Origin of the sequence: Thermanaerosceptrum fracticalcis (assembly GCF_000746025.2) — a bacterium.
Lineage (GTDB): Bacteria > Bacillota > Peptococcia > DRI-13 > DRI-13 > Thermanaerosceptrum > Thermanaerosceptrum fracticalcis.
The window spans coordinates 3,296,095-3,319,166 of sequence record NZ_CP045798.1 but is presented as its reverse complement, the minus strand read 5'-3'; the positions used below and the strand labels follow the sequence as shown (position 1 = coordinate 3,319,166).

At 42.0% G+C, this 23,072-nt stretch carries 21 protein-coding genes and 1 riboswitch; all 21 genes read right to left on the bottom strand.

Annotated features, from left to right (window positions below; translation table 11 throughout):
* Positions 1-69: 69 nt before the first annotated feature.
* Complete coding sequence (locus tag BR63_RS16865) at positions 70-1,155, bottom strand: restriction endonuclease subunit S (RefSeq protein WP_034421065.1); 1,086 nt, start codon at positions 1,153-1,155, stop codon at positions 70-72.
* Complete coding sequence (locus BR63_RS16860) at positions 1,152-2,180, bottom strand: virulence RhuM family protein (RefSeq protein ID WP_034421064.1); 1,029 nt, start codon at positions 2,178-2,180, stop codon at positions 1,152-1,154. Before BR63_RS16860 ends, BR63_RS16865 begins: the two co-directional genes overlap by 4 nt.
* On the bottom strand, positions 2,170-3,672 hold the full coding sequence (locus BR63_RS16855) for a type I restriction-modification system subunit M (protein ID WP_034421062.1): 1,503 nt from the start codon (positions 3,670-3,672) through the stop codon (positions 2,170-2,172). Before BR63_RS16855 ends, BR63_RS16860 begins: the two co-directional genes overlap by 11 nt.
* 17 nt (positions 3,673-3,689) lie before the next feature.
* A complete protein-coding gene (locus BR63_RS16850; protein WP_034421061.1) occupies positions 3,690-5,273 on the bottom strand; it encodes a restriction endonuclease subunit S in 1,584 nt (527 codons plus the stop codon).
* Between the two features lie 215 nt (positions 5,274-5,488).
* Positions 5,489-5,785 (bottom strand): DUF1281 family ferredoxin-like fold protein, encoded by a 297-nt coding sequence (locus BR63_RS19635; protein WP_243270016.1) that lies wholly within the window; start codon positions 5,783-5,785, stop codon positions 5,489-5,491.
* Entirely contained in the window at positions 5,692-6,126 is a 435-nt protein-coding gene (locus BR63_RS16845; RefSeq protein WP_243270136.1) for a hypothetical protein, read from the bottom strand. The genes BR63_RS19635 and BR63_RS16845 overlap by 94 nt, the downstream gene beginning before the upstream one ends.
* A gap of 1 nt (position 6,127) precedes the next feature.
* A complete protein-coding gene (locus BR63_RS16840; protein ID WP_034421059.1) occupies positions 6,128-6,655 on the bottom strand; it encodes a hypothetical protein in 528 nt (175 codons plus the stop codon).
* Between the two features lie 161 nt (positions 6,656-6,816).
* Positions 6,817-8,106 (bottom strand): sensor domain-containing diguanylate cyclase, encoded by a 1,290-nt coding sequence (locus tag BR63_RS16835; RefSeq protein ID WP_243270015.1) that lies wholly within the window; start codon positions 8,104-8,106, stop codon positions 6,817-6,819.
* A gap of 14 nt (positions 8,107-8,120) precedes the next feature.
* A complete protein-coding gene (locus tag BR63_RS19630) occupies positions 8,121-8,471 on the bottom strand; it encodes a response regulator (RefSeq protein WP_243270014.1) in 351 nt (116 codons plus the stop codon).
* Between the two features lie 39 nt (positions 8,472-8,510).
* Positions 8,511-9,620, bottom strand: a complete 1,110-nt coding sequence (locus BR63_RS16830; protein ID WP_051965544.1) for a putative bifunctional diguanylate cyclase/phosphodiesterase — start codon at positions 9,618-9,620, stop codon at positions 8,511-8,513.
* Between the two features lie 81 nt (positions 9,621-9,701).
* Positions 9,702-10,031 carry a PAS domain-containing protein gene (locus BR63_RS16825; RefSeq protein WP_034421057.1) on the bottom strand — a complete coding sequence of 110 codons (330 nt, stop codon included), beginning with the start codon at positions 10,029-10,031 and terminating at the stop codon, positions 9,702-9,704.
* A 70-nt stretch (positions 10,032-10,101) separates the two neighbouring features.
* The gene (locus tag BR63_RS16820) at positions 10,102-11,838 is read right to left on the bottom strand and encodes a methyl-accepting chemotaxis protein (protein ID WP_034421056.1); all 1,737 of its coding nucleotides are present in this window, start codon (positions 11,836-11,838) and stop codon (positions 10,102-10,104) included.
* Between the two features lie 47 nt (positions 11,839-11,885).
* Positions 11,886-12,149, bottom strand: coding sequence for a chemotaxis protein CheW (locus BR63_RS16815; RefSeq protein WP_161781860.1), 264 nt, complete (start codon positions 12,147-12,149; stop codon positions 11,886-11,888).
* A 56-nt stretch (positions 12,150-12,205) separates the two neighbouring features.
* Positions 12,206-12,292, bottom strand: a riboswitch (cyclic di-GMP riboswitch).
* A 519-nt stretch (positions 12,293-12,811) separates the two neighbouring features.
* Entirely contained in the window at positions 12,812-13,117 is a 306-nt protein-coding gene (locus BR63_RS16810; RefSeq protein ID WP_034421054.1) for a type II toxin-antitoxin system RelE/ParE family toxin, read from the bottom strand.
* A complete protein-coding gene (locus tag BR63_RS16805) occupies positions 13,110-13,397 on the bottom strand; it encodes a type II toxin-antitoxin system Phd/YefM family antitoxin (RefSeq protein ID WP_034421052.1) in 288 nt (95 codons plus the stop codon). Before BR63_RS16805 ends, BR63_RS16810 begins: the two co-directional genes overlap by 8 nt.
* A gap of 92 nt (positions 13,398-13,489) precedes the next feature.
* Positions 13,490-17,878, bottom strand: a complete 4,389-nt coding sequence (locus BR63_RS16800; protein ID WP_034421051.1) for a hypothetical protein — start codon at positions 17,876-17,878, stop codon at positions 13,490-13,492.
* Complete coding sequence (locus BR63_RS16795; RefSeq protein WP_034421049.1) at positions 17,878-18,600, bottom strand: DUF6063 family protein; 723 nt, start codon at positions 18,598-18,600, stop codon at positions 17,878-17,880. The genes BR63_RS16800 and BR63_RS16795 overlap by 1 nt, the downstream gene beginning before the upstream one ends.
* Positions 18,600-20,249 carry a hypothetical protein gene (locus BR63_RS16790; RefSeq protein WP_034421048.1) on the bottom strand — a complete coding sequence of 550 codons (1,650 nt, stop codon included), beginning with the start codon at positions 20,247-20,249 and terminating at the stop codon, positions 18,600-18,602. Before BR63_RS16790 ends, BR63_RS16795 begins: the two co-directional genes overlap by 1 nt.
* Entirely contained in the window at positions 20,230-21,402 is a 1,173-nt protein-coding gene (locus BR63_RS16785; protein ID WP_034421047.1) for a Wadjet anti-phage system protein JetD domain-containing protein, read from the bottom strand. Before BR63_RS16785 ends, BR63_RS16790 begins: the two co-directional genes overlap by 20 nt.
* 388 nt (positions 21,403-21,790) lie before the next feature.
* Complete coding sequence (locus BR63_RS16780; protein ID WP_034421046.1) at positions 21,791-22,321, bottom strand: PIN domain-containing protein; 531 nt, start codon at positions 22,319-22,321, stop codon at positions 21,791-21,793.
* Positions 22,314-23,072, bottom strand: a complete 759-nt coding sequence (locus BR63_RS16775; RefSeq protein WP_034421044.1) for an ImmA/IrrE family metallo-endopeptidase — start codon at positions 23,070-23,072, stop codon at positions 22,314-22,316. The genes BR63_RS16780 and BR63_RS16775 overlap by 8 nt, the downstream gene beginning before the upstream one ends.

Below are 23,072 nucleotides of genomic sequence, written 5' to 3'. Positions count from 1 at the left end.
TTTCAATTGTTAAATGTTATTTTGATTTTTTCTTTTAATCTTCAATTGTCAATTTTCAATTCTCAATTTTCAATTGCCAATGGGTACTCTTATCTCTCCGCTCATCAATTTTGGGAGGAGGGTGTCGCGAATGTTCTGCAAATGTGTAATCTCGTTTTGATTATTAAGCACTAAATCAAAGATAGGTTGAATAACATTGTCAAACTTATTTAACACATCTTCCCTTGGGAGTAATAAAGAATTCATATAAGCAATATTTCTGTTTAAGCCGGGTACTGCAGAATCTGCACTAAGCTGAATCAAATTCTGATTTTTAAGAGCAAAGTAAAGAAAGATTTTACTAATTTTAGTATCAATATAAAAAGTAGTATCAATTGGATAAAAGTTATCAAAAATATAATTCACTGTACCTGGGTTACCTTTTCTACCAACAACGATACCGGGTCCTTTAACTAAATATTCATCGTGATATCCAACAATACCATTGGAACCTACTACAGGATAATGACCATATCGGCGGTTTTCTGCTTTTAAAGCTTTTCCGTAAGATAATTCAAATACCTCTTTATTCTTAACAACTCTCCACCCCTTCGGTATCAGCCCCAGTTCGCTTTCCTCAAACTCCCCGTCCTTAAACGGCTCAAAATCCACAAACCAGGATTTGAAGATTGCCTGCGCGATTTCTTCAAGGGTTTTGTTGATTTGGTTGTTAAGCTCGATCATGTCGTCAAGGGCAGACAGTGTAGCGGCGATTGCCTTTTGCTCATTTAATTCAGGTATTTTTATAATTAAATTATAAACATTATCGCGGTTTAAACCTGGAACAGCACTATGCGTATTCATGTTAGACAATCCTAATGTTTGCAAAAAGTAATACATAAACTTTAAATCATTATTCCTTGGATTTAAATAATAAGTAGTATCTATTGGGAAAAATGGTACTGAAGAATAATTAACAGACCCCACAGTTCCTTTTCGACCAATAATTACACCAGGCCCATTTATTAGTGCTTCATCGTGAAATCCAATCAGCCCATTAGATCCATACACAGGAACGTTTCCATTATTATTCCTTTTTGTTTTTACTAGACCCTTACCATATAGGAGTTCGATCTCATCCCCAAGCTTCACCTCTCTCCACTCCCCAACACTCACACCACATCACCTCCGGCGCTATCCTTTTTCCCTTTTAGCATTTTTCCAGTCTTGTCAATGCTCTTAAGAAAGTGCTTTTCCACCTCGGAAAGTTCATTTTTGGTTCGTTCCCTATATTTTTCATACTCTTCTATCGCCTTTTGAGCAGCCTGTTGGTGGCTGATTTTGCCTGCGTGCGTAAGAATCTCACTGTCGCTCATCTTAAGGAACTCGTCTAATTTACTTACCCAGTCGGCCATGTACATTGGTTTTCTGCGCATTGCCTGAAGCTCGGCAAATTCGATATAAGCATTGACGATGCGGTTTAGTACAGCCAGTTCATCCTCTGTAAGATAGTTTTTGGCAATCTGGGATTCTGACCTGGTAGGCTTGGAACCTGTAAAGTTGGTCATGCCCATAAAAGGTTTTGTACTGTCGGCTCTCTGATACACTATTTCCGCCGCGGTGTGACCATGGGCCGCCCAGTGCATTTTGTTCTGGACCGTTTGAAAAAACTGCTGGGAAATGGCCGCGTCCGGTGTATAGTCAATACTGGTGGCATAAATGTCTAAAATTTTGCGATAAAAGACTTTTTCACTTGAGCGGATATCCCGTATGCGCTCCAATAATTCCTCAAAATAATTGCCGCCGCCTGCTTTTTTCAGCAGGTCATCATTCATGGTAAAGCCTTTGATTATGTATTCCTTGAGTCTTTGGGTTGCCCAGATTCTGAACTGGGTGCCCCTGTGGGATTTGACCCGGTAGCCGACAGAAATTATGACATCCAAGTTAAAGTACTCTACATTATAGGTTTTTCCGTCCGCTGCAGTTGTTGCAAAATATGCAACAACTTCTTTTTCTTTAAGTTCTCCTTCGCTAAATACATTTTTGATATGGCGTGAAATAACAGACTTATCACGTTGAAATAACTCTGCCATCTGATTCAAGGAAAGCCACACTGTCTCATTTTCCATTTTTACCTCGATTTTGGTTTTCCCATCTTCAGTTTGGTAAATTAATATTTCCGAATTATTTTCAAAACTCATACCCGATCGCCCCCAGTCTTTTACGGATTTCCTCCTCCAAATGGCTGCGCTTTGCAAACATCTCGGCAAGCTTCTCGGTAAGTCTTGTCATTTTTTCATCAAAAGGCTCCCCGTCATCGACCTTATCTTCAATGCCCACATACCTGCCGGGGGTGAGGATATATTCATGGGAGCGCACTTCATCCAAGGTGGCAGACTTGCAGAATCCTTTGATATCCTCGTATCCTTCGCCCTTTTTCCATTTGTGGTAGGTATCGGCGATATATTTTATCTCTGTCTCATAGTCAAGTTCCCTGTGCTTGCGGTCAACCATCGTACCCATCTTACGGGCATCAATAAAGAGGATTTCATTGCTGCGGTCCCGGCCTGCGGATTTCTTATTCTTTGTCAAGAACCACAGGCAGGCGGGAATGGTTACATTATAGAAAAGGTTGGACGGCAGGGTGATGATGCAGTCCACAAGTCTGTCTTCGATTATATTCTTCCTTATCTCGGCTTCACTGGTTGTATTGGTAGACATAGCGCCGTTGGCCATGACAAAGCCCGCTACCCCGTTTGGCGAGAGCTTGGAAATAATATGCTGTATCCAGGCATAGTTGGCGTTTCCCGCAGGGGGCATACCATACTTCCAGCGGACATCATCGGCAAGCCTGTTAGCTCCCCAGTCCTTGATGTTAAAGGGTGGATTGGCAAGTATATAGTCCGCCTTCAGCATCTTGTGGAGATCATTGGAAAAGGTATCCGCATCCCGCTCGCCAAGGTTTCCGTCAATACCCCTGATAGCAAGGTTCATTTTGCAAAGCCGCCAGGTGGTAGCAGTGTATTCCTGTCCAAAGATATGGATGTCGTCCTTTCTGCCGCTGTGTTCTTCAACGAATCTTTGGCTCTGCACAAACATGCCGCCGGACCCGCAACACGGGTCATAAACCCTGCCTTTATATGGCTCAATCATTTCAACAAGAAGTTTTACAATGGATGGCGGGGTGTAAAATTCGCCTTCTGACGAACCGAACTTCCCAAGGAAGTATTCATACACCCTGCCGAGCACATCTTTTGCTCTTGCCTCCTTATCACCAACCTTAAAGGAAAACAGGTCGATAAGCTCGCCAAGTTTTGTTTTATCTATTTCCGGGCGTGCATAGTTTTTAGGCAACACCCCTTTAAGGGAGGCGTTTTCCTTCTCAATAGCTATCATTGCTTCATCGATAATCTGTCCGATAGTAGGCTGCTTGGCATTGGATTTTATGTACTCCCAACGGGCTTCCTTCGGTACGAAAAAAACATTCTCTTCGGTATAAGCATCTATGTCTTCCTCAAATCCTTCGCCCTCTTCAACCAGCTCGTTATATCTCTCCTCAAAAGCATCGGAAATGTATTTAAGGAAAATAAGTCCCAGTACTACATGCTTGTATTCCGAAGCCTCAATGTTGCCGCGCAGCTTGTCTGCCATTTCCCATAGATTATTTTCAAACCCCAAATTTACCGTTGCCATTTTTTATCCTCCTCATCTTAGAGCAATCTCTCATAGATTTTTTCTTTTTCAGCAGCAAAGCGTTCCTCAGCCTTGCTGATAGTTTCTCGATACAGGGTGCTTTCAGCTTCATAGTGAGCTGCCAGCTCTTTCTGCTCTTCTATACTTAAGAGTGGTATTTCCATTTCCATAATGTCAGTGTGATTTATATTTACAATGGTCGTTCCTCGTTGGAAGCTTTTTATAAGTGCTATTCCGACAGGACTCTCAAAGAATATCTTAAGGTAATCGCTTAAGACCCTATTATTGGGTCTGATAACTATAACATTGGCCGAGGCGATAACGATACTTTTTTGTTTACGGTATACACCCGTTTTAATTGCCGATCCCCTGCAGGATAAGACTATATCTCCGTCTATCAGCTCATATCTTTTGATTTTTCGTTCTTCTTCATCAATACTGTCCATATTGGAATAATCAATGCCGGTATCAGTAATGTTTGAAATATTCAGTACCATGATTTTCCCAGGCTTAACATCTTTTTTGAGGATTGATTTTCCCCTGAAAACCTCTGCAACTTCATGAAGTTTAACTCTTTCAAGAGTTGATGTCTTATACTTTCTGATATTCTCGTCATCATCCGCGAGTATAAGTTCAATTCGCCAATCCTCATGAGCGGCAAAATCTTCGTTGGACACTACCTTCACTTTATCGACATAAAGACCATTATCATAACCTAAATATCCCACGCTCACATTTTCCTTTTTTACAGCACCTATTTTAAGCATATAGGTTTTTATGGCAGTATACGGCTTGAAAGTGCCTTCGGGAAGACTGTAAATACCCTCCAATTGATAGTGGGTCATGATATGCTCACGCAGCTTTGCTTCAGAACCACTTGCAAATGCAATCTTAGCAGGGAGCACAGTCACCAGCGTGCCTCTGTCAGATAAGTGTCGAAGTAAATTCTGCGTTGCCACAACATCTGGTCTTGAGGACATAAATTTATGGTTAACAGCTTCAATCTTGCCGCCAAAATCAGGCAGTGAATAGATAAAGTCAAAACGTGCGTCAATAAGAAGCTCCTGGTATATCGACTGATTAAGAATACTGACGTTCTCATATTCTTCAAATCCAAGCTTAAGCAGCATAAACATAAGTACATTGGATGTGGTAAAGGTTATATTGCTTGACTGATGCTTCTCCACCAAGCCTTTAAGACCTGACAGGCTTTTTTCTGCTTCGGCAATAAGTATCGACTGGGCTTTTGCATCATCTATCAGGCTACAGACATATTCCGTCAAATAAGCCGGAGAGAATATTTGTCCGAAACGGTCGTTTTGGTATAGTTTAAGTGTATACTCAATAAGATCAATTTCTTGTGCAACCTTATAAATAGAAGAAAAGAAATCCCTGTCGCCTGGAAAGTATCCCAGGATTGTACTTTCTGTAGAATGCTTCATCAATTCGAAAAGCTGCTCTCCATCCTGTAGAGATTTTTTTCGTGATTTCACGGCTCGCGCTGTAAGTTTGACGCGTAACATTTCGTTTAATAATTGCTCTCGGGAGGTAATACCGCGCATGGCAAACGAATTAATAAAAATATCTATTGATGGGTTCACGATTTTCCTCCTTTCTATCCAAATGTGTAATTATTTCCATTAATAGTAGTGTATCATAAATATTTTAGTATGTCTATACTAAAATATTATTTTTACATTTTTTAGTCTGTTGATGCTATTGGTACTTTCACCCTTCATCTATAGAAACATAGCCCTGCAATCTCCTGATACGGTTGATGAATTAAGCGTAATCTTCTTCTCACTTTCATAGATTTTCAAGAGATTATAGGAGGCAATGAACTCGTTGAGCAGCCCTGTCTTTTCAAGCTGTTTTTCATTTGGTTCCATGATATGAGGGTGTTCCAAGATTCACCGGTGCTTTCATTGTAGAGATATCCTGCTTCGGCAAGGTCTATATCAAGAATACTTGCCGCCAGCTCAAGGGCCTCGGCAGAGCCGCCCTCTGGTGTAAAATAACTCAGGGTTTTGCCGCCTCTAAACTCTGCCTTGCCGGTGTTATAGCCAAAGTCCTCGTCCACCCATTTGTACTCGAAACGGATGTCGGGAAACATAGATGACAACTTTTCACTAGATTACTAACGCTGCTCCATGCGGTTAAGAATTTTACCGTGCTGCCGTCAAAATTCTCTGCAGTATGTTCGTCATAGCCATAGCTGTTCCATTTCGTTCCCCAATTTTTTATGCTCCAGTCGTACCAGCAGTTTTCAACGCCGTACTTTTCAATTTCCTCCTTGCCAAGATCCCCCCTGTAGATGTGTTCCGGCATCGGTGTAATTTTATTGAAGTCAATGCTGCCGATTCCAATCTCATCATTTTTAATTACTTCAAACATTGCTCTGACTTTTTTTTCATCGCCATGTGCGGTGAGTATGTTTGTAATATGATTTGGCATACTACATTCCTCCCATCGTCTGTTCATTAAAGTTTTGTTCAGTTCCCTGCTTCAGCTCCTGTTCCGGCTTGATAAAAAAGTCCTCACTGTTCCAGAAACTGACGAAGATTTCACCGTCATTCGTTTTGATGGGGCGCTGCTCGAACCCCTCACCCCAACCGTCAGACATTTGACCAACGGCAAAATCAAGCAGTTTGGCTGTTTCCGCTTCGATCAGCTCACCATAAACCTCTACGACCATGACGCCCCATAACTTGCCGTTCCATTCTTCAACTGTCGGATGGAGGCTGTAGATTTTTTCAGACAGCGCCTGGTCTTCGTAGTAATATACCATCAGCCCACGGTCACCTTCGCTGGGCAGCTTTTCTTTTTCGATAGCGGCAAGGATTTCATCCATGTAATACACCGCCTCCGATGGAGACAGTTCTTCAGGCAGTTCGCCCGCGCGGCATCCGCCGTATTCATGAGAAGGGTATGCTGTAATCGACAGGGAACTGAAAAACTTGAGGGTTTGCTTGATGTTTGACATTTGATTTCCTCCAATCGTTTGTGATTTTTCACCCTAAAAAAGGGCATAAAAAAAGCGGCAGCATCTTATTTCCTAAAATGCCACCGCTAAACCGGTAAAGTAATCTGATTAAATTTTTATAGAATCATTATCAATTTATCCTATGCTCATCATTTTCCTCCCTATTCACATTCTTCTGTATATCGCACACAATTCCTGCCGGCAGCTTTTGCTTCATACATCATGTTGTCTACCTTATTCACCAATATATCAACCGTGTCCCCCGGACAGTAACCGACAACTCCGAAGCTGGCTGTTACACGTCTTACGCCCGGCATATCCATTTGGCTTAGACTTTCCCGCAGTTCTTCCGCTAAACGAGCCGCATTATTTACCGTTGTGTCCGGCAGTAGTATGACAAATTCCTCCCCGCCCCAGCGGGCCAGGGTATCTATTTTGCGGATCCTGTTCTTAATCAATTCTGCTATGCTTTTAAGAACTAAATCACCGGCGTTGTGGCCAAAACGGTCATTGATGCTCTTAAAGCAGTCTATGTCCAGCATTATCAGGGAAAACTTACTTTCTGCCCGTTTGGAGCGCTCTATTTCTTCTTCCAGTTTATGCGTAAAATAGCGTCGGTTATAGATTTTCGTCAGAGGGTCAGTTATTGTCAACAGATATACCTGTTCCTCTACCTTTTTTCGTTTACCTATATCGCGCACAACTCCAATCGTATACAAACCTTCTTTTCGTTTTACGGCTGTAAGGGTAAGTTCCACGTCCAGGATTTCCCCTGCCTTATTTTTTGCTTTAAGTTCTACAATCTTTCCAATATTATTGCCTTCCCCGGTTGATTGGAAATGAATAAAACTATTTTTATAAGCTCTATAGCTTTGTTCATCCAACAACACCAGCCTATGCAAGTCTTTTCCCAGAATTTCTTCCTGCAAATAACCGAAAAGCTTTTCCGCTGCCGGGTTCCAAAATGCTACCATTCCTTTTTCATTTAACATAATGATGGCTTCTCCTGCTGATTGGGTAACCGCACTCAAAAGAGCTTCTCTTTCCCGCAAGTCTTCTTCTAGTTTCCTCCGCTCTGTCAAATCAGCAACAAGAGCCATACAGACTTTTTTTCCCCTGTACGAATAAAGCTGCAGGTTTACTTCGACCGGATAAAATGAACCATCCTTGCGGCAGTGTATTGTATTGTAGAAAAACCTCTCTTTTTCTCCTTTTAGCAGGGGTTCGATGGCCCTCCTGGAATTTGGTATTTCTGTTCCCGGGATTATATCTAGGAGTGTCATGTTTGCAAGCTCTGCCATGGTGTATCCAAGGTTTTCCCTGGCACCGCGGTTTACCATCATAAACTCTAAAGTTTCAGGATTGAAAATATAAATTTCATTCATGGAATATTGCACAATCTGCCGGTACAGACCGGTACTTATGCTTTCTTCATGAAGTTTCAGTGCCATATCGACTACAGTTATTAGAATATGTTCACTGGCGTTTTTCGCCACAAAACCATATTTTGCAACAGAACGGATTTTTTCAATAAATTCCCCTCAGTATGAGCGAAAAGAAAAACTACAGGAATGCCGCAGCACTGCTGGATTTCAGCCGCCGCTTCCATCCCATCCATTCCTTTTCCCAACTCTATGTCCATCAGGATAAGGTCATAATACAGTTCTTGGTAACTATTCATTTTTTCCAGGGCTTCTTCGCCGCTTCGGACAATCTTTGTGTCATAACCGTGTTTTTTCAGTATATCGGAAGTTACTGCGGCATCAAATTTGTTGTCGTCGACAATCAGAATTCTTTTTACTGCTGCGTCTCCCAACAATAACACCTCCAAAGCAGACAACTCAATACATATTACTTATTCCTCGACCCTATCGCAAAATATACTTTTTTGCACATATTTCTCAAAATCAGCAATGGGTATAGGCTTTGCCCAAAAGTATCCCTGGCCGTATTCACAATTTATATTCTTTAGGAAGTTTACCTGTTCCTCTGTCTCAACCCCTTCTACAATAACGGTTAAACCTAATTCTCTAGCCATTGATATTACTGTTCTGATTATTTTCTCATCCCTGCTTTTCTCTATATTGTTTATAAAGATTTTATCGATTTTTATTTTATCTACCTCCAGGTTTAAAAGCATAGCCAAGGAGGAATAACCCGTACCGAAATCGTCCATGGCTATTTTTATCCCCAGTCCTTTTATTTTTCGCAGGTTTTCAGCGATTACCTCCATATTGCCCGTCGAAACGCTCTCAGTAATTTCAAATTCTAAGTTTTTACCTTCTATGCCGTAAGAAGCAATAATATTTTCAACCTCTCGGGCAAAGTTTCTGTTTTCCAGCTGTTTTAACGAAATATTAATGGCAATGGGAATGGGATTTAATTCTTTTTTTCGGAAACCTTGAATAAAACGGCACACCTCTTTCAGAACGTATGTACCGATCTCGTGGATCAAGCCCGTTTCTTCTGCTAAGGGAATAAACTTATCCGGCGGTACAAGACCAAAAACTTCATTTTCCCATCTTACAAGCGCTTCTGCAGTTGACAGCCTGTTTTCAATAATAATATTAACAATAGGCTGCAAATAAAGGCTTAATTCCTCTTTATTATCGATGACACAAGCAGTCTTTAAGCTCTGTAGTAATCGCTGCGTCATGGTGTACAGTTCATCTTTTGAGCAAGTAGAAGAAACGATTATGGCAAATTCGTCACCACCGTACCAGGCAAGCAAACAGTTTTCAGGGACTGCTTCTTTTAGCCGTCTCGCAGCCTCTTCGATAACTCTGTCACCTGTCAGATGACCCAATGTATCATTTATTTCTTTAAAATTGTCAAAGTCTATAAAAAGCTGGGCAAACCTGCTTTTTATCCTGTATGAAGCTTGGATAAGCCTGTCCAGTTGCTCCACAAAATATTTCTTATTGTATAAGCCTGTTAAATAATCCCTAATGGCAAGATTTTTCATCTCTTCAAATATTTTTGCCGTCTTGTTTTTAAGCTTTTCTACGTGTTCTATATCCTTTACAGTGGCAAAGATTAAGCCTTTTTATGCAAACAATTCTACTTCTGCCAAAAATTTTCTTCCGCCCTTCCTCTGATGCACCCAACGAAAACTGTAGTAACCCGATTCTTTTGCCTTATTGATCATTTCCCTGCCTTTGACGACCGAGCTTGACCCATCAGGCTGATTTGCGGGCGACAAAGAGTATGGCGTCAAGCCCAGCAGTTCCTCTTTTTTCTCATAGCCGAAGACTTTTAAGGCTTTCTGATTGCAAAGGATAATCCTTTCCCCTTCTATAACATAAAAAGGCAGAGAAAAATATTCTATTATCTCATATGCAGTTATATCCGTAATCTTATCGTCTTTGCTTTGCACTTATCTCCCTACCTTTTGCAAATTTTTGGGACTTTTAAGCAGCAGAACCGAAAGTTCTGCTGCTTTGACATCACACCTTGAACCTGTTTACAGTATTCATTAAGCCTTCAGCAATGGAAGCCAGGTTTTGAGCTGTAGAAGCCACTTCCTGTGAAGAAGCTGACAACTCCTCGGAAGAAGCCGCAACTTCTTCTGTGGCTGCAGAATTTTCTTCCGTGACGGCACTGACCTGTTCCACCCTGGTCATAACCTGATCCTTGGATTTGACGATTTCATCCATGGCGCTGTAGGTTTTCTTCATGAGCGGGGCAATATTTTCAACGGAAAGGGTGATGTCGCCAAAGGATTGCACCGTCTGCCCCACGGACTGGGCCTGGCTTTTGATGAAGCCCTCCACATCTTCCGAGGTTTTGATGACCTCATCGGTATCTTTATTGATGGATGCCACCAAGTTGGTAATTTCGCTGGCTGATTTTCGCGATTCTTCCGCCAGCTTTCTCACTTCATCCGCAACCACAGCAAAGCCTCTGCCGTGTTCACCCGCTCTGGCCGCTTCAATGGCTGCGTTCAGGGCGAGAAGGTTCGTCTGGTCGGCTATTCCGGTAATGATCTCCGTTATCCCGCTGATTTGCTTGACGGAGCCCGTCAGGTTTGTCACCTTGCTTACAACCACCTCGAAGGAGTTTTTGATTTCATTGATGGATTTGATGAGCTTGTCCATTTCCCCCTTGCCTTTGTTTGCCCTTTCGGCTGTGGTATCCGTCTCATCCTTCACCTTTTGCAGTTCTTTGTAGACATTTTCGATATTCTGCGTCAACTCCGACAAGGAAGCAACAATCTCTTGAAGGTCCTGGGCCTGAGAAGTTGCCCCCTGGGCTACCTGCTGCATGGTAGTAGCCAGTTCCTGGGTGGCAGAGGTCATCTCTTCAGAAACAGCCGCCAAGCTTTGGGAATGCCCGGTGACATTCTCGGAATTTTCCCTTACTTCCTTTAAGGCTCTTTTCAGATTATCAACAACTATAGCTAAGGAGCTGTTCATCCGGGCAAATTCGCTCTTGCCGCCTTCTTCCAGTATCACAGTAAAATCATATTCCGCCAATTTGGCAAGGACATCATTGATCTGCGCCATGGAACCTCTGATGAGCCTGGAGAGGATGAGTCCGTAAACAATAAATACTGCTGTAAGGACCACAAATAACCAGATAAAGGTTTTCTTAGCACTTTCGTAACCGCTGTTTGCCTTATTAACTACTCCTTTAGCTGTTTCGGCATTCAAGGCCACCAATTCATCAATGTTTTTCTGGATGTCAGCCGCATATGCGCCCAATTGATTGATTTGGGCCTCTGATACGGCATTGCCGGTTTTTAAGGCTTCTAACAGCTGTCCTGCATCTTTTATATAGGATTTATAGCCGCTTTCTATATTTTGCAGCAGCCTTCGCTCGTCCTCATTTAAAGCAAAACCCTTATATTCTTCTATTTTTTTATTCAAACTTTCCTGTTTGTCTGCCACTGCCCGGGCAGCTTCTTCATTGTACTGTCCGGCATAAAGCATTTGCGTCATATTAAGCCGCCTGATATAGAACTCTGTTTCTAATCGTTTCAGGTCAAGGGATACAAGCATTCTATCCTTATACAGGCTGTTCATATCGCTGCTTAATACTTTCATGTTATTCAGGGCAGTAAAAGAAATTCCTCCGACAGCAAAAACAGTAAAAATCATCAAAACAAAAATCAAAGTAGTAATTTTGACGTTTTTCAGGATATTACTGTTCTTTTCGCCTTTACTATGATTTTCGCTTTTCATTTCACTTTCCTCCCTGCAGTTAAATATTCTCTTTAAAGCTAATGATTTTACGCACTCATTTCTTTCAGCTTATCTTTTTCGTCCTCTGAAAGCACAGCATATGGTGCCAAAAGTATTACCATGCCTTTATCCGCTTTTCCGATACCGGCAATAATAAATTTGCGGTCACAGCCTGCAGCAATCTCCGGGGGAGCTTCTATATCTCTTTCGGAAATAGATGCTACCTGTGATACCTCATCCACCAGAAAGCCTATCTTTTTTTGTCCGATATCAACAATAATGATCCTGCTCTCATTTGTTATCTCCCCCACTTCTATGTCCCGCCACATCCGCCGCCAGTCACATCTGGATACACAAAAAGCCCCTGTGCATTAATCGCATAGAGGCTATTATTCTACTCCTTAGGCCCTTGGCTTTGCGCCCCTGGCTTTCGACAGGTTTGCCTTTGATATATTTATTTATGTACACCGTGTTGTGGTTATGACCGTATTTCAGTCTTATGGTAATATTATACTATTTTTTTCAACGAGATTCTTTCTTTTTCTTGATATTTTTCGTCGACGCGTTTTTCCAATCCTTCGAATCCTTGAAAAGCTATCTTCCCGCTTACACTTTGGCTGATTAAAAGCCGAATACGTTCATAATCTCCTCCATCACATCGGTTATCCTATCTCCCTGTCTCACCGTAAATATCCGCATGTATTTTGGCCTTTATATTCAACTTTACCTGCCTCTCCATTCCCTCAATGCTTACTTCTGAAAAATATTATATTCTAAATATTGGACGACATAACTAGTTTTTATCAGCGTTTTATCATCATTTTTTCCTTTCAAAACCCGCTCTTCAAAATCTCTGAAATCCTTACGTCATGCGGGTTTCGGCACGTTTTATCAGAACTATGCACTCAACGTGCCTTGAGCGCATGAAGAAGATAAAATTAAATTCGATGGTCAAGTTTCCGAGTCACTTCTTCTATCGGATAATCTTGGTAATATCCATCTTTGCATAAATTATTCTGTGTATTTCCACATCATGCTCACTCGCTACGTAAAATACCAAGTAGTTCTTTACAGGCAATATCCTATATTCAGCTTCAAGTGGTTCTATTGGCTGATAAACTCTGTAGGAATAAGGGAACTGTGCAAGACGGGATATGGAATGGTCAAGTGCATCCACCAGATCCATTGCAGCCTTTGGCGCTTTAAGGGTGTCAGCGATATAACTTGTAATATCTCTTAAGTCCTTTTGTGCCAAAGGCAGGTATCTCAATTTATGCATTATCCCCATCTGCCTTATCTACAAGCCTTAATCTTAAATCCGAAAACACTTCTTCATGGGTAAAGCGCTTATCCGTAGATTTAGCTTCTAGTTCTGCCTCTTTCAATTTAAAGTAAATTTCACTTTCAAACAGCTTGCGTTCATAGGCTTCGATGCTCATAACAACCATATCGCCATAACCATTTTTGGTCAAGAAAACTGGTTCTGACGTTTCATGCACAATCTTCGAAATTTCTGAAAAGTTATTACGCAAATCCGAAATCGGTCTAATATGTGGCATAAAATTCACCTCTTATTATCATCTTAGCATAATAATATCATAATTGTGCTAATCTATCAATTTGAATGGGTCGACGCTAGTGAGATCTAATCTCAGAACAAGGATAGTTGTTCTGAATCAATATACCTTAGAACTTCCTCATCCTCTTCAACCCGCACATCTTTGATAACCACTCTCATCCGACCGTCCTGAAGAATATCCTGGTTTAAGAGATAGCTAACTCCGAACCTTGATGTAATTTCCCTCGGTATTCTATGGCCAGGAGCAATCAATTGAATATCATTCTGTTTCATAATTTTGAACATAGGATCCCATAAATAAACAGCAGAAGTTGCTCCAAAAGGATTATCTGCAATAATGACCTTCTTTGTTCTTACCGAGGTATTGGTGATAGAAAGCATTCTAATAAATGAAATCAGACAGGCGGCAAAAATAAAGTAGAGAGAATTGTTTTGTCCCTCAGAACCGATAGCGTTTTCCCAGCGGTAGAACCTGGAGTTTTCCGGGATACTTTCAATTTTATATAATCTAACGGCAGCCTTATCCATGTTCACAATCTGGGCTAGAAGCTCCTTTGTGGAAAGCTTGGCTGCAACGCGCTTGCGGTCGACATCACCTTCCTCCCCGATCTCCCTGACAATCCCGTCTATATGCGCCTTCATCCGCAGTTGCTTGTCTTTTTCCTCAAATTCCTGGAGCTTAAGTTCAATCATGTTGGTCCGCCTGCCGTAAACTTCGATCCGGGAAAGAGATTCCAGCTTTCTCAAATGCCCCAGAACCAGTTCGGCTCTCTGGATACACCGGCGGGTAAAATCTTCCTGGTAGCTTTCCAATTGCCGAATATCACGGATGATTTTCTGCATTTGTTCTTCAATATTGGCAATGTATTCGATGAAATTCTCTTTTCTGGCCAAGCATTGGGCAGTGCTGACCGGCTTGCTGATTTTGCCCAGTTCTTCGAGAGGCTCGCGTATGACAAACTGAACATTCTCTGCCTGGATGGTTTTCATCCTGTCATCCCATTTCTCACTCTGCAGCCGGATGATATCCTGCAAACGGCGGTATTCTTTTTCAAACTGCCTGTATTCTTTCGTCTCAGGCGCTACTGTGCCGTCATCGGTCACTTCTTCCCTTTCCAGGAAGGCCTCATAGTCCTCTTTCTGATTATTGAGCCTGCTATATTCTTCTTTGATTCTTTCCAGTTCCTCATTGGCTCTATTAATTTCTTCCGCATAGCTTTTGATCAGCTGTTCGGCCTGTTCAATCTCCTGCTGATAGCGGCTTTCACTGTCATAACGGGGTAAATCCGCCTCCAAATCTTCTCCGGAATCTTTTAGGATTTCTTCCAGCTTCCCTTCCGTTTTTTGGATAGCCAGACTAATCTCTGTAACCCTTTCATTGGCAGCTTTTAATTTTTTACTGTTTGCATCTTTATTCTGTTTGACCTCTTTGATCATACTTTGGGTAGGAATAATGATCTGAAGGCCCTTTTCTTCACCTTTTTCAACCTCTTCCAGGTCCTCTCCGTAATCCCTCAGAATTCTGTCCTTAAGCGCATCAAGCCTGGTTTCATTGTCTTCCAGATTGCTTCTCAGTTCGCTTTCCTCGGCATTCCGCCCGCTCATTGCTTCCTGCAAGGCCTTATATTCGGCGCGCACTTGAGTAATGGCTAAGGTATTTTCTACTTCTGTAAAACTGAATAATTGCTCCTTATCTTTCTTTACATCATGAACTTCAAGCCGTAACCCGTCCAGCCGCTCGACTACCGAATCATACTGCTGTTTTAAGTTGGCGATATCGGCTTTGATCTTAGCGATTTTCTCCTGAACAGCTTCAAGCTCTTTTTGTTTTAGGCCCAACTGTACTCTGATCCCTGCCAGGTTATTTCCCGTTTCCCTGCTGTCTACAAGTTTTTCTATTTTTTCCTGGCATTCCGCCGTCAGTTTGGCAAGTTCCTCCAGTCTTCCGTTTAACACTTTTCTTTCCTTGAGGAAGTTGTTTTTCTTTTCATTCAACTCGTGCAGGCGTTCTTGAAAGATTGTAATATCATCTTTAATGGTTTTAACCATTTTCTTCTTGTTTTCAATCTCAGCCTGCGGGTATTTGCCGTAAAAAACATCAACCCCGGACAGATCTCGGTTCAATTCATTGATCCTTGTGTCCGTTGTAATGATTTCCTTATCCAGCTTTTTAAGCGCCGCTTCCATACTTTGGATATACTGATTATACCGACCGCTGTCCAATAACAAACCTGTAAAGCCGCAAAAATAATAGATGTCTTCCCTGTTGCTGTCATTCATCAAGCGTACGGTCTCCAGATTAACCACCGGAACAGGATAGTCCGAGGAAAAATCCGGTTTCAGTCTGCCGTTTTTGAGCTTGTCAAAGGATCCCCTATCGATAATAACTGAAAAAGGCAGATAGGGCATCTGGCGCAGAATATTTTCCTTCTCTTCAGGTTCGGCTTGGGCAATCCAATCTATTCCCGTTTGAACAAATTCGCATTTGGAACTCAATTGACCGGCCAGAGAGAGGATTTCCTCATTGGGCACATAGTAACCCCTGTCCTCGGAAAGCTGCTTCTTTTGCCGCATTCTTCCGGCTTCGATCTCCTTCTCCAGCTTGCTCAGGCTTTCCTTGTGAATCAGCAGCTGCAATCCTTCCTTATACTCCTCAACCGTGCTTTTGCCAAAGCCGGCAGCCTTTTTTTCCAGTCCTGAAAGTTCAAGTTGACAGTCTTCCAGCCAGCTTTCCAGCGTTTTTTTGGTTTCCTGCTTACTATTAATTTCGCCCTCTGTTTTTACAACTGCAAGACCCAGATTCTGCAACTCGTAATCTATGGATTTTATTCTTTCGATAATCGAATCATGTTCCGACAGATACCGGCTTCGTTCCTCTTCCAGGCGACTCAAAAACTGCTCGGGCGCAAGGACGGCGTCCATTTCTCCGTGTTTAAGGAAGAAATCGTTCAGCCCTTTCAGCTTATCCTGTAAATGGGTCTCTTGCTGAATAAGATCCTTAATCTTTACTCCCAGTTCGGAGGCTATTTTCTCGTTTTCTATCCGTTCCTGCTGGGCTTTGTCGTTTTCCTTTTCAAGTTCATCCTTGGTCGTTTTAGCTTTCTTTTGCTCTCCTTCAAGCTCCTGAAAGAGCTTGTCCGTCAGGAATCGAAGCTTACCTCCCGCTTTCCTGTAATCAGCCTTCAAACTGTCTTCATCCGTTTCCAAGGTTTGGAGACGTTGGCGGATCTCTCTCACTTTGGCCTTTACTTTCCGGTATTCTCCATAACCCTCCAGTGTCAGAAGGCGGTTGAGCCGCTTTTCCAGTTCACTTTGTCTTGCAGCCAATTGGTCTCTTTCCGCCTCCAAGTGCTGCAAAACAGCAAACAGCCTTTCTTTCTCATGGTTCACCAAACCGGCCTCCAGGAGTCTTTTCAACTGTTGCCCCTCGATGCTGCCGTCCGTATTGTAGTCTAATTTAGCTTTGGTTTCTGTCTTTTTCTCTTCCAGGGTTTTCAGTTTGTTTTTAATCAGTTTGTGGATAGCGGCGGCCAGCATTTTACACGCTTCGTACTCCTGGTAGGCCTTCAGGAACTCCTCATTTCTCTTGCCGAATTCCTCATAGTATTCCTTAATCTTCTCAAATTCGGTCATGTGACCTTTAAGCCGCAGGTATTCATTCAGCCTGTTTCTGATCTCAATCAAGGTATCTGCCAGCAGAAAGCTGTCATCGTTATTTTTCTCGCCCTTGTTTAAAGCCTCGACGTCCTCCACAATTTTCACAAACTGGTTTTCGATCAGTTTCCTGGAGGTGGCATTCTGTCTGAAATAAGACTCGATATTATTTTCACCGCTGTTGATTCCTTTGATGATATTCCATTCGGCAGAGAGGAGGTGATGTACAGAAATATAGCTTTGGTATTTGTCAATTTTATCAAAAACTTCCGCTGGTAAACCTTTTTGCCTTATTAGCTGGATATACTTCCGGATATCTTCAAATCCGGCATAACTTTTTTTCCCGGCCTCTTCCGCAAACAAAGGTACGGACTTGATCCCTGTGATCCGATTGTCGTTATAAAATACACACCAATTCAGGTGCTCAATATCCACTGCCTGAAGGTTTTCCTCTTCTTCGGAACCATTTGTTCCTGCCGGTTCAGCAGTGCCCCTTCTTTTCCTGGCCGAAAAACCGGTCAGCAAATATTTGTAACCGCTTCCCTCTTCCAGAATCCATTCCACAGCCACATGGGAGGTCCTGTCCTTCCCGCCCTGGAACAACAGGCTTAGGGGTTTTTCCCTTCTGAGATAGGATTTGGGCAAGACCGTCTGCAGGACCATCAGCAACAAAAGGGATTTGCCGCCTCCGTTTTCCAGGTCATAGGTTGTATTCCTTCCTCCCAGCTCCATGCTGAAATCATCATAGAACTGGGTGGCGTTATTAAAGTGGACATTGACAAGCCTTATACTTTTGATATGGGGCATCAGCCATTGACCTCCAAGCTTTGGACAAAGGTCAGCAGGTCTTTCCTGTTGTCCCTGTCCTCATAATAGTTCCAGATAATCGTCTTAAACCGTTCCGTCGGATAAATGATTCTCTGGTTCATATCCAACACAATCAGTTTTTCGCTGTTTAAGAATTTGCAGATGTTTTCCACGAAAGCAACCTTGTCGTTCTTGCCTCCGGAAACCCCTTCCCTGGCATCGGGCAGTCTTTGCCAGATCCGGCAGATTTCCGTAAAGTCAAACTGGTTTTCCTGGCTGACCGCTTCCAAATCCTCCAATTTTAAAAGGGGTTCCAAACGCTTAGAAACGCTTTCCACCAAGTCGTTCAGTTTGATGTAGGCTACCGGCGTATCCGGATAAGCTTCCCGGTAAAACAGGGTAACCAGCGTCATGATGATGAAATATCCGGTAAATAATTCGCTGTTCGTGGAGATATAACTGATCTTGTCCCGCAGTTCTTCGTTTGTCCAACCGAAAAGCCGGCTGCCGGCCTCCGGACAGATAAACAACCTCCCATTTCCCGAATAAACCCTGAGTTCCAGTTTGCCGGCAAGATGATAAAGCATTTCCTCCACATCGGTACGATAACGGTATTTTTCATATAAAAGCGCATTCTTGTTTTTGCTTACTTCTTCACCCTGCAAAAGGGCTTTTAATATTTCCAGCGCTTCATCCAACACTTCTAGTGTTCCTGGCATCATCAGTTTCGTTCTCCTCTAAACAGCATATTGGTTATTTTCAATCCCGGCAAAAGTTCGACTTCCTCTTCGGGAAAGCTTTGCACCGTGACCTGGTTGATTTTCCCTTCCATATGGGCAGCAAGCGCTGCTTGGATAAAAACCTCTTCCATGGTTTTCAGTTCTTCATCCAATTGGATCTTCCCGTCACCAAAGCGGATGATTCTGGAGTGTTCCCCTATGCTCTTGTCCCGGTTCATTTCCAGGAGGAAGCTTAAGAAATCCCCGTTATAGACGATGTCTTCCGAATACCTGTCGATCAGACTCTTACAGAAATCTTGCAGACCGATCTGTCGTTTGGACGTATCCAGCGCCTTCAAGAGTCTGGTCGCATAGAACAGAAAGTTCTTTCTGACCCGTCTGCCGGTGAGATGATCGATTGTCTCCCTCCCGGCCTGAAGATCGCTTTCCGGGCTTTCTTCGTCCTCCTGCCGACTCTTTGTCACCCGCTGAGGCTCAAGGACCCTCAAGGGGTTAAAACTTTTTCGGACATAAGGATTCAGCAAAGGCTCAAACAAGAACTTCAGGGCTTCCGGTTTCTCATTTTGGTTCATCAGCTTTTCCAGTTCACCCTGAAAGTTGAACCTTTCGGTAAATATGGCTTTTCTTCTGACCGCCAAGGCCTGGTCGTACTCCTTGGTAAAACCCACGGCTTCCTTCAAGAGTTGAGTATGCAGGGTCTGGGCCCTGCTGATTTCTTTCTCGATTATTTTTATTAAGGTAAAAGTCCGGATTTCTTTGTCCGTGGCTTCACCGTTATTGATTCTCTCCACATACTCGCTATAGGCACTGCTGACGTTTTTCACCGCCGTAGTAAACAACTCGGCTTCTTCTTGAAACTGCATCACGATACTATGATGATAGCTGTTGTAAGCTTCTCCCAAATCCAAGCGGCCATAAATCAGAGCTTCGAGCAGAGAGTATTTCCGGTCTTTCTTTTTCTGAACCTCCATGTTCAGCCTTCTCACCGTTTCATAGGCGAAGCCGAAGGCGCCTTTTTCCATCTGTTTTTGAAAGAGAAGCAGGTTGATGGTAATTTGGGTTTCCTCGGGGAACTCCTTGGTCTTAAGATAAAAGTCAACACCCTGTTCCGTGATATAGTATTGGAGCACGCCCTCCTCGGACTGCTTAATTTCCAAGAATTTGACATACTTTTCCCTGAAGTTTCCGCTTTTGAAGCTATAGGTATTTAAAATGAAATTCCGGCCCCCGTTTTGCAACCCATCCAGGATTTCCACCGTCAGTTTCCTTGTCTTCTCCGACTCCAGGTTCCTGGTCATGATTTGTTGCAAAGCTTTGGCCAGAAAAGCCTGCAAATCCTGAAAGGTAATTCCTTTATGTTTAAGCTTCCCTTCATATATCAAATAGGAAAGGGTTAAAAAGCACAGTTCAGGAACTAGCCCGGAGAATTCCTCTTCCGTCTTCCGTTTCCTCAAAAGTTCCATGATGGGATAATACACTTTGACTTGTTCCAGCCTCAATTCCAGCTCTTCCAGAAAATCGTCAACAAGGGAAAGCTCCGGGTCTTTTCCCCCGATGTTTTCCCGGATGATTTCACGGGCCAGGATGTCGTCTTCATCATGTACAAGAATATTACGTCTGGGATCCATCATTTCTGTTCGTTCCAAACCTTTCTTTCATTTTGGTAGCTGAAAGCGCTTCCTGAGGGATATAGAAGCCTCCTTCGAGATGTTTTTTCAGCATTACGATCCAAGATAGATCGAAGACCCCGGATGACACGCTTGACTCAAGTTTCTTTAATTCCGGGGATTCTTCCAAGGCCTGGATAAACTTTTCAATATTTTCTTTCCTGACCCTCTGCTCTTTCGGAGTTTTTACAGGCTCTCTTAGCATGCCAATCTCCAAAACAGCCTTATATCCTTCAGCAAAGGGATAGATTTTGTATTGTGGATATTCGTCCAAAAGTTGGCAGTAAATGTTAATTCCCTCGGGATCCAGGTCACCGAAGTAGAAGAAATGATCTTGTTGCGCATCCACTTCGTATTCCTCAATAAACTGGAAACTGCTGACAATTTTCTTTCCTTCACCGTAAACAAGCATGTCTGCTTTAATTTTCGAGGATGAGTCCATGATATTCCGTTTAAAAGACCAGAAGGTATCCTTGTTTTCAATGATATAAATATTTCTTGCAGCCAGGGAATAAAAATCCTTGTTCTGAAAGCTAAAAAACGGTTCAACCGTCTCTTGACACCCTATACTTGCATAACTGAGCCCCAGCCTTTTAAGCACAGTTTCGCCATAGCTTCTGTTCTTGCCTTCTCCCTTAAAAAACTTTTCATCGTCGAAAAGCTGATAGGCCCTTTCATTCACCGTGATTAGGTCTTTATTCTTCTGTTTAAGGAAAAGACAAATAATCTCAATGATAACCCTATCATTCAAAAAATCCTGTGGATTTTTAATATAGTAATCCAGCGTTGCAGGAGGCGCTATACTTCTAATAATTTGCGCTACTAAATCCTTATCTTTCTTTTCTAGACTTCTATTTATTCTGTATTTTAGATGTAACCCTTGAGCAGTATTGGGATTACCTACAGGTGATATGAACTGCTCCGAGACAAGCTTCATGACTGCATTGTTAAAAGCAGCCCGTCCTTCCGGGCTTTGGAGAAAAACTGGCATATCATAATTGATGCCTTCAGCGGTGGAAAATAATCTTTCTAAAAGAATATATCTGCTCTGAATGCTGTTAATTTCGTTTTTAAGTCTTATATAGAGTTCATCATTATTTGTTTTGTTATATTTCATTAACTTAACCCCATAACTCTTTCTGCCATCTGACTTTTTTCGGTATAATTATAACACAAATGTAAAAATAAAGACGAATCATTAGTCTGTACTACATAAAAATGTAATTATTCCATAAATAGGCAGTTATAAAAAACCCGCCATTCCTTTCGAAGACTAACGGTTAGTTCTTATCAAATATCTTTTTTATGCACTCAAGGGTTACCCAAAACCTGCAACTTTGCAAATGGCCTGTAACCCTCTATCTATCAGCCTTTAACTCGCTCAACCCTCGCAACACTTTCGGTACGCCTTGAGCGCATGAAAGAGATAAATTAAGTTACAAAATAATGTACGCTAAGGGCGTTATACCCTATTTTCTACCCCAAAACTGTTTACTAAACCATCATTAACAAAATTTAAGATAATCAGAAAAAGTTGCTGCCGGCAATAACCTTTGTTTTGAAAGCATATTAGCCCATATTTGGTTACCTATATTTTCATCTATCAACCCTTTGTTCATGGCTTCTACTAAAATATCGCCGGTTGTAATATGATTTAATTTCAATTTCTCTATGTATCTTTTGATGTCCTTCATATTATTACTGGCAACAATGCCGTTATGTACTTTCGCCAGCGCCAGAGCTGCAGCTTCACCTTTACCTATAACTACTTCGCCCTTTGGAGGAGAAATTGCTATTTCATAAAATAGCCTGTATTCTTCCGTTCCCATCATTATTTTCATTGTTGAAACATCACCATTTGAACAAAGAGCAGAAATTTTTCTTTTGATATGAGGTATGCTCGGGTTTGATAATTCAATAAATACTTCATAAGGTAAAATAATCCTGCCTGGATACAACTGCAATAAAAGGTTTTCTTGCTTTACCCACAGAAAAGAAGATATGCAATCGGTATCAAAAAATAATTCTTTAATCATACCGTTCTTCTCCTTCTGTGTTTAAGCCATAAACGATATCACCCCTAAAAGCATCTAATAATAATTCCTCATACTTTCCTTTCGAAATAAGGTTTTTGTCTTTTAATTCTTCTGCCATTTTAATATACTTGCCAAAAGTTGAATATTGTTTATCCTCGGGTGTAGGTAAATATAACTTGGCATCAAAACCAAGCCTTTGGGCAGATAAAATTATTCCTCTTTTCATTGGTTCGGCTTCATCAGAAGACAGATAGCCATCGTTAATCAACCTCCAAAGGGTGGCTTGCCTGCTTAAACCAAAGTACTGTTCTATTTTTACAATGTCACTAACATCTAAATTCTTGTTTTGTTTTTTTAATTTAGTCCTTATAAAGTCATTTAATGCTTCATATGGAGCCAAAAAATAAGACGCGAACATATCTGCTTCCTTTTCCAGGGGATCTTTGTTTTTGTCAATATCTTTTGCACATACTATGCTCGTAAAACTCTCGTGATAAAACAAATGACATAACTCATGGGCCGCCGTAAATCGCTGGCGGCCGTAAGTTAATGTCGAATTGATTCCTATCAACTTGTTATTTTTGTCTCTAATGCATAATCCGCTTATCCGCTCACTCATCGGATAAAATACGACGGTAAAATCTTCGCCGGTACTCAGCATGGAAAAAATATCAACGGGAGAATAACTGTCTTCGCCAAAATACTTGCGTAGACTGATGGCATCTGAATTTATTTGTATTTTTTCCTTCAC

Coding starts and splice junctions, on each gene's coding strand:
- BR63_RS16810 (WP_034421054.1), bottom strand. CDS start 13,117: ATGCATAAATTGAGATACCTGCCTTTGGCACAAAAGGACTTAAGAGAT.
- BR63_RS16795 (WP_034421049.1), bottom strand. CDS start 18,600: ATGATGCCAGGAACACTAGAAGTGTTGGATGAAGCGCTGGAAATATTA.
- BR63_RS16830 (WP_051965544.1), bottom strand. CDS start 9,620: ATGAAAAATCTTGCCATTAGGGATTATTTAACAGGCTTATACAATAAG.
- BR63_RS16855 (WP_034421062.1), bottom strand. CDS start 3,672: ATGGCAACGGTAAATTTGGGGTTTGAAAATAATCTATGGGAAATGGCA.
- BR63_RS16820 (WP_034421056.1), bottom strand. CDS start 11,838: ATGAAAAGCGAAAATCATAGTAAAGGCGAAAAGAACAGTAATATCCTG.
- BR63_RS16845 (WP_243270136.1), bottom strand. CDS start 6,126: ATGCCAAATCATATTACAAACATACTCACCGCACATGGCGATGAAAAA.
- BR63_RS16840 (WP_034421059.1), bottom strand. CDS start 6,655: ATGTCAAACATCAAGCAAACCCTCAAGTTTTTCAGTTCCCTGTCGATT.
- BR63_RS19635 (WP_243270016.1), bottom strand. CDS start 5,785: ATGTTTCCCGACATCCGTTTCGAGTACAAATGGGTGGACGAGGACTTT.
- BR63_RS16860 (WP_034421064.1), bottom strand. CDS start 2,180: ATGAGTTTTGAAAATAATTCGGAAATATTAATTTACCAAACTGAAGAT.
- BR63_RS16835 (WP_243270015.1), bottom strand. CDS start 8,106: ATGGCACTGAAACTTCATGAAGAAAGCATAAGTACCGGTCTGTACCGG.
- BR63_RS16785 (WP_034421047.1), bottom strand. CDS start 21,402: ATGAAATATAACAAAACAAATAATGATGAACTCTATATAAGACTTAAA.
- BR63_RS16790 (WP_034421048.1), bottom strand. CDS start 20,249: ATGATGGATCCCAGACGTAATATTCTTGTACATGATGAAGACGACATC.
- BR63_RS16800 (WP_034421051.1), bottom strand. CDS start 17,878: ATGCCCCATATCAAAAGTATAAGGCTTGTCAATGTCCACTTTAATAAC.
- BR63_RS16780 (WP_034421046.1), bottom strand. CDS start 22,321: ATGATTAAAGAATTATTTTTTGATACCGATTGCATATCTTCTTTTCTG.
- BR63_RS16805 (WP_034421052.1), bottom strand. CDS start 13,397: ATGCCACATATTAGACCGATTTCGGATTTGCGTAATAACTTTTCAGAA.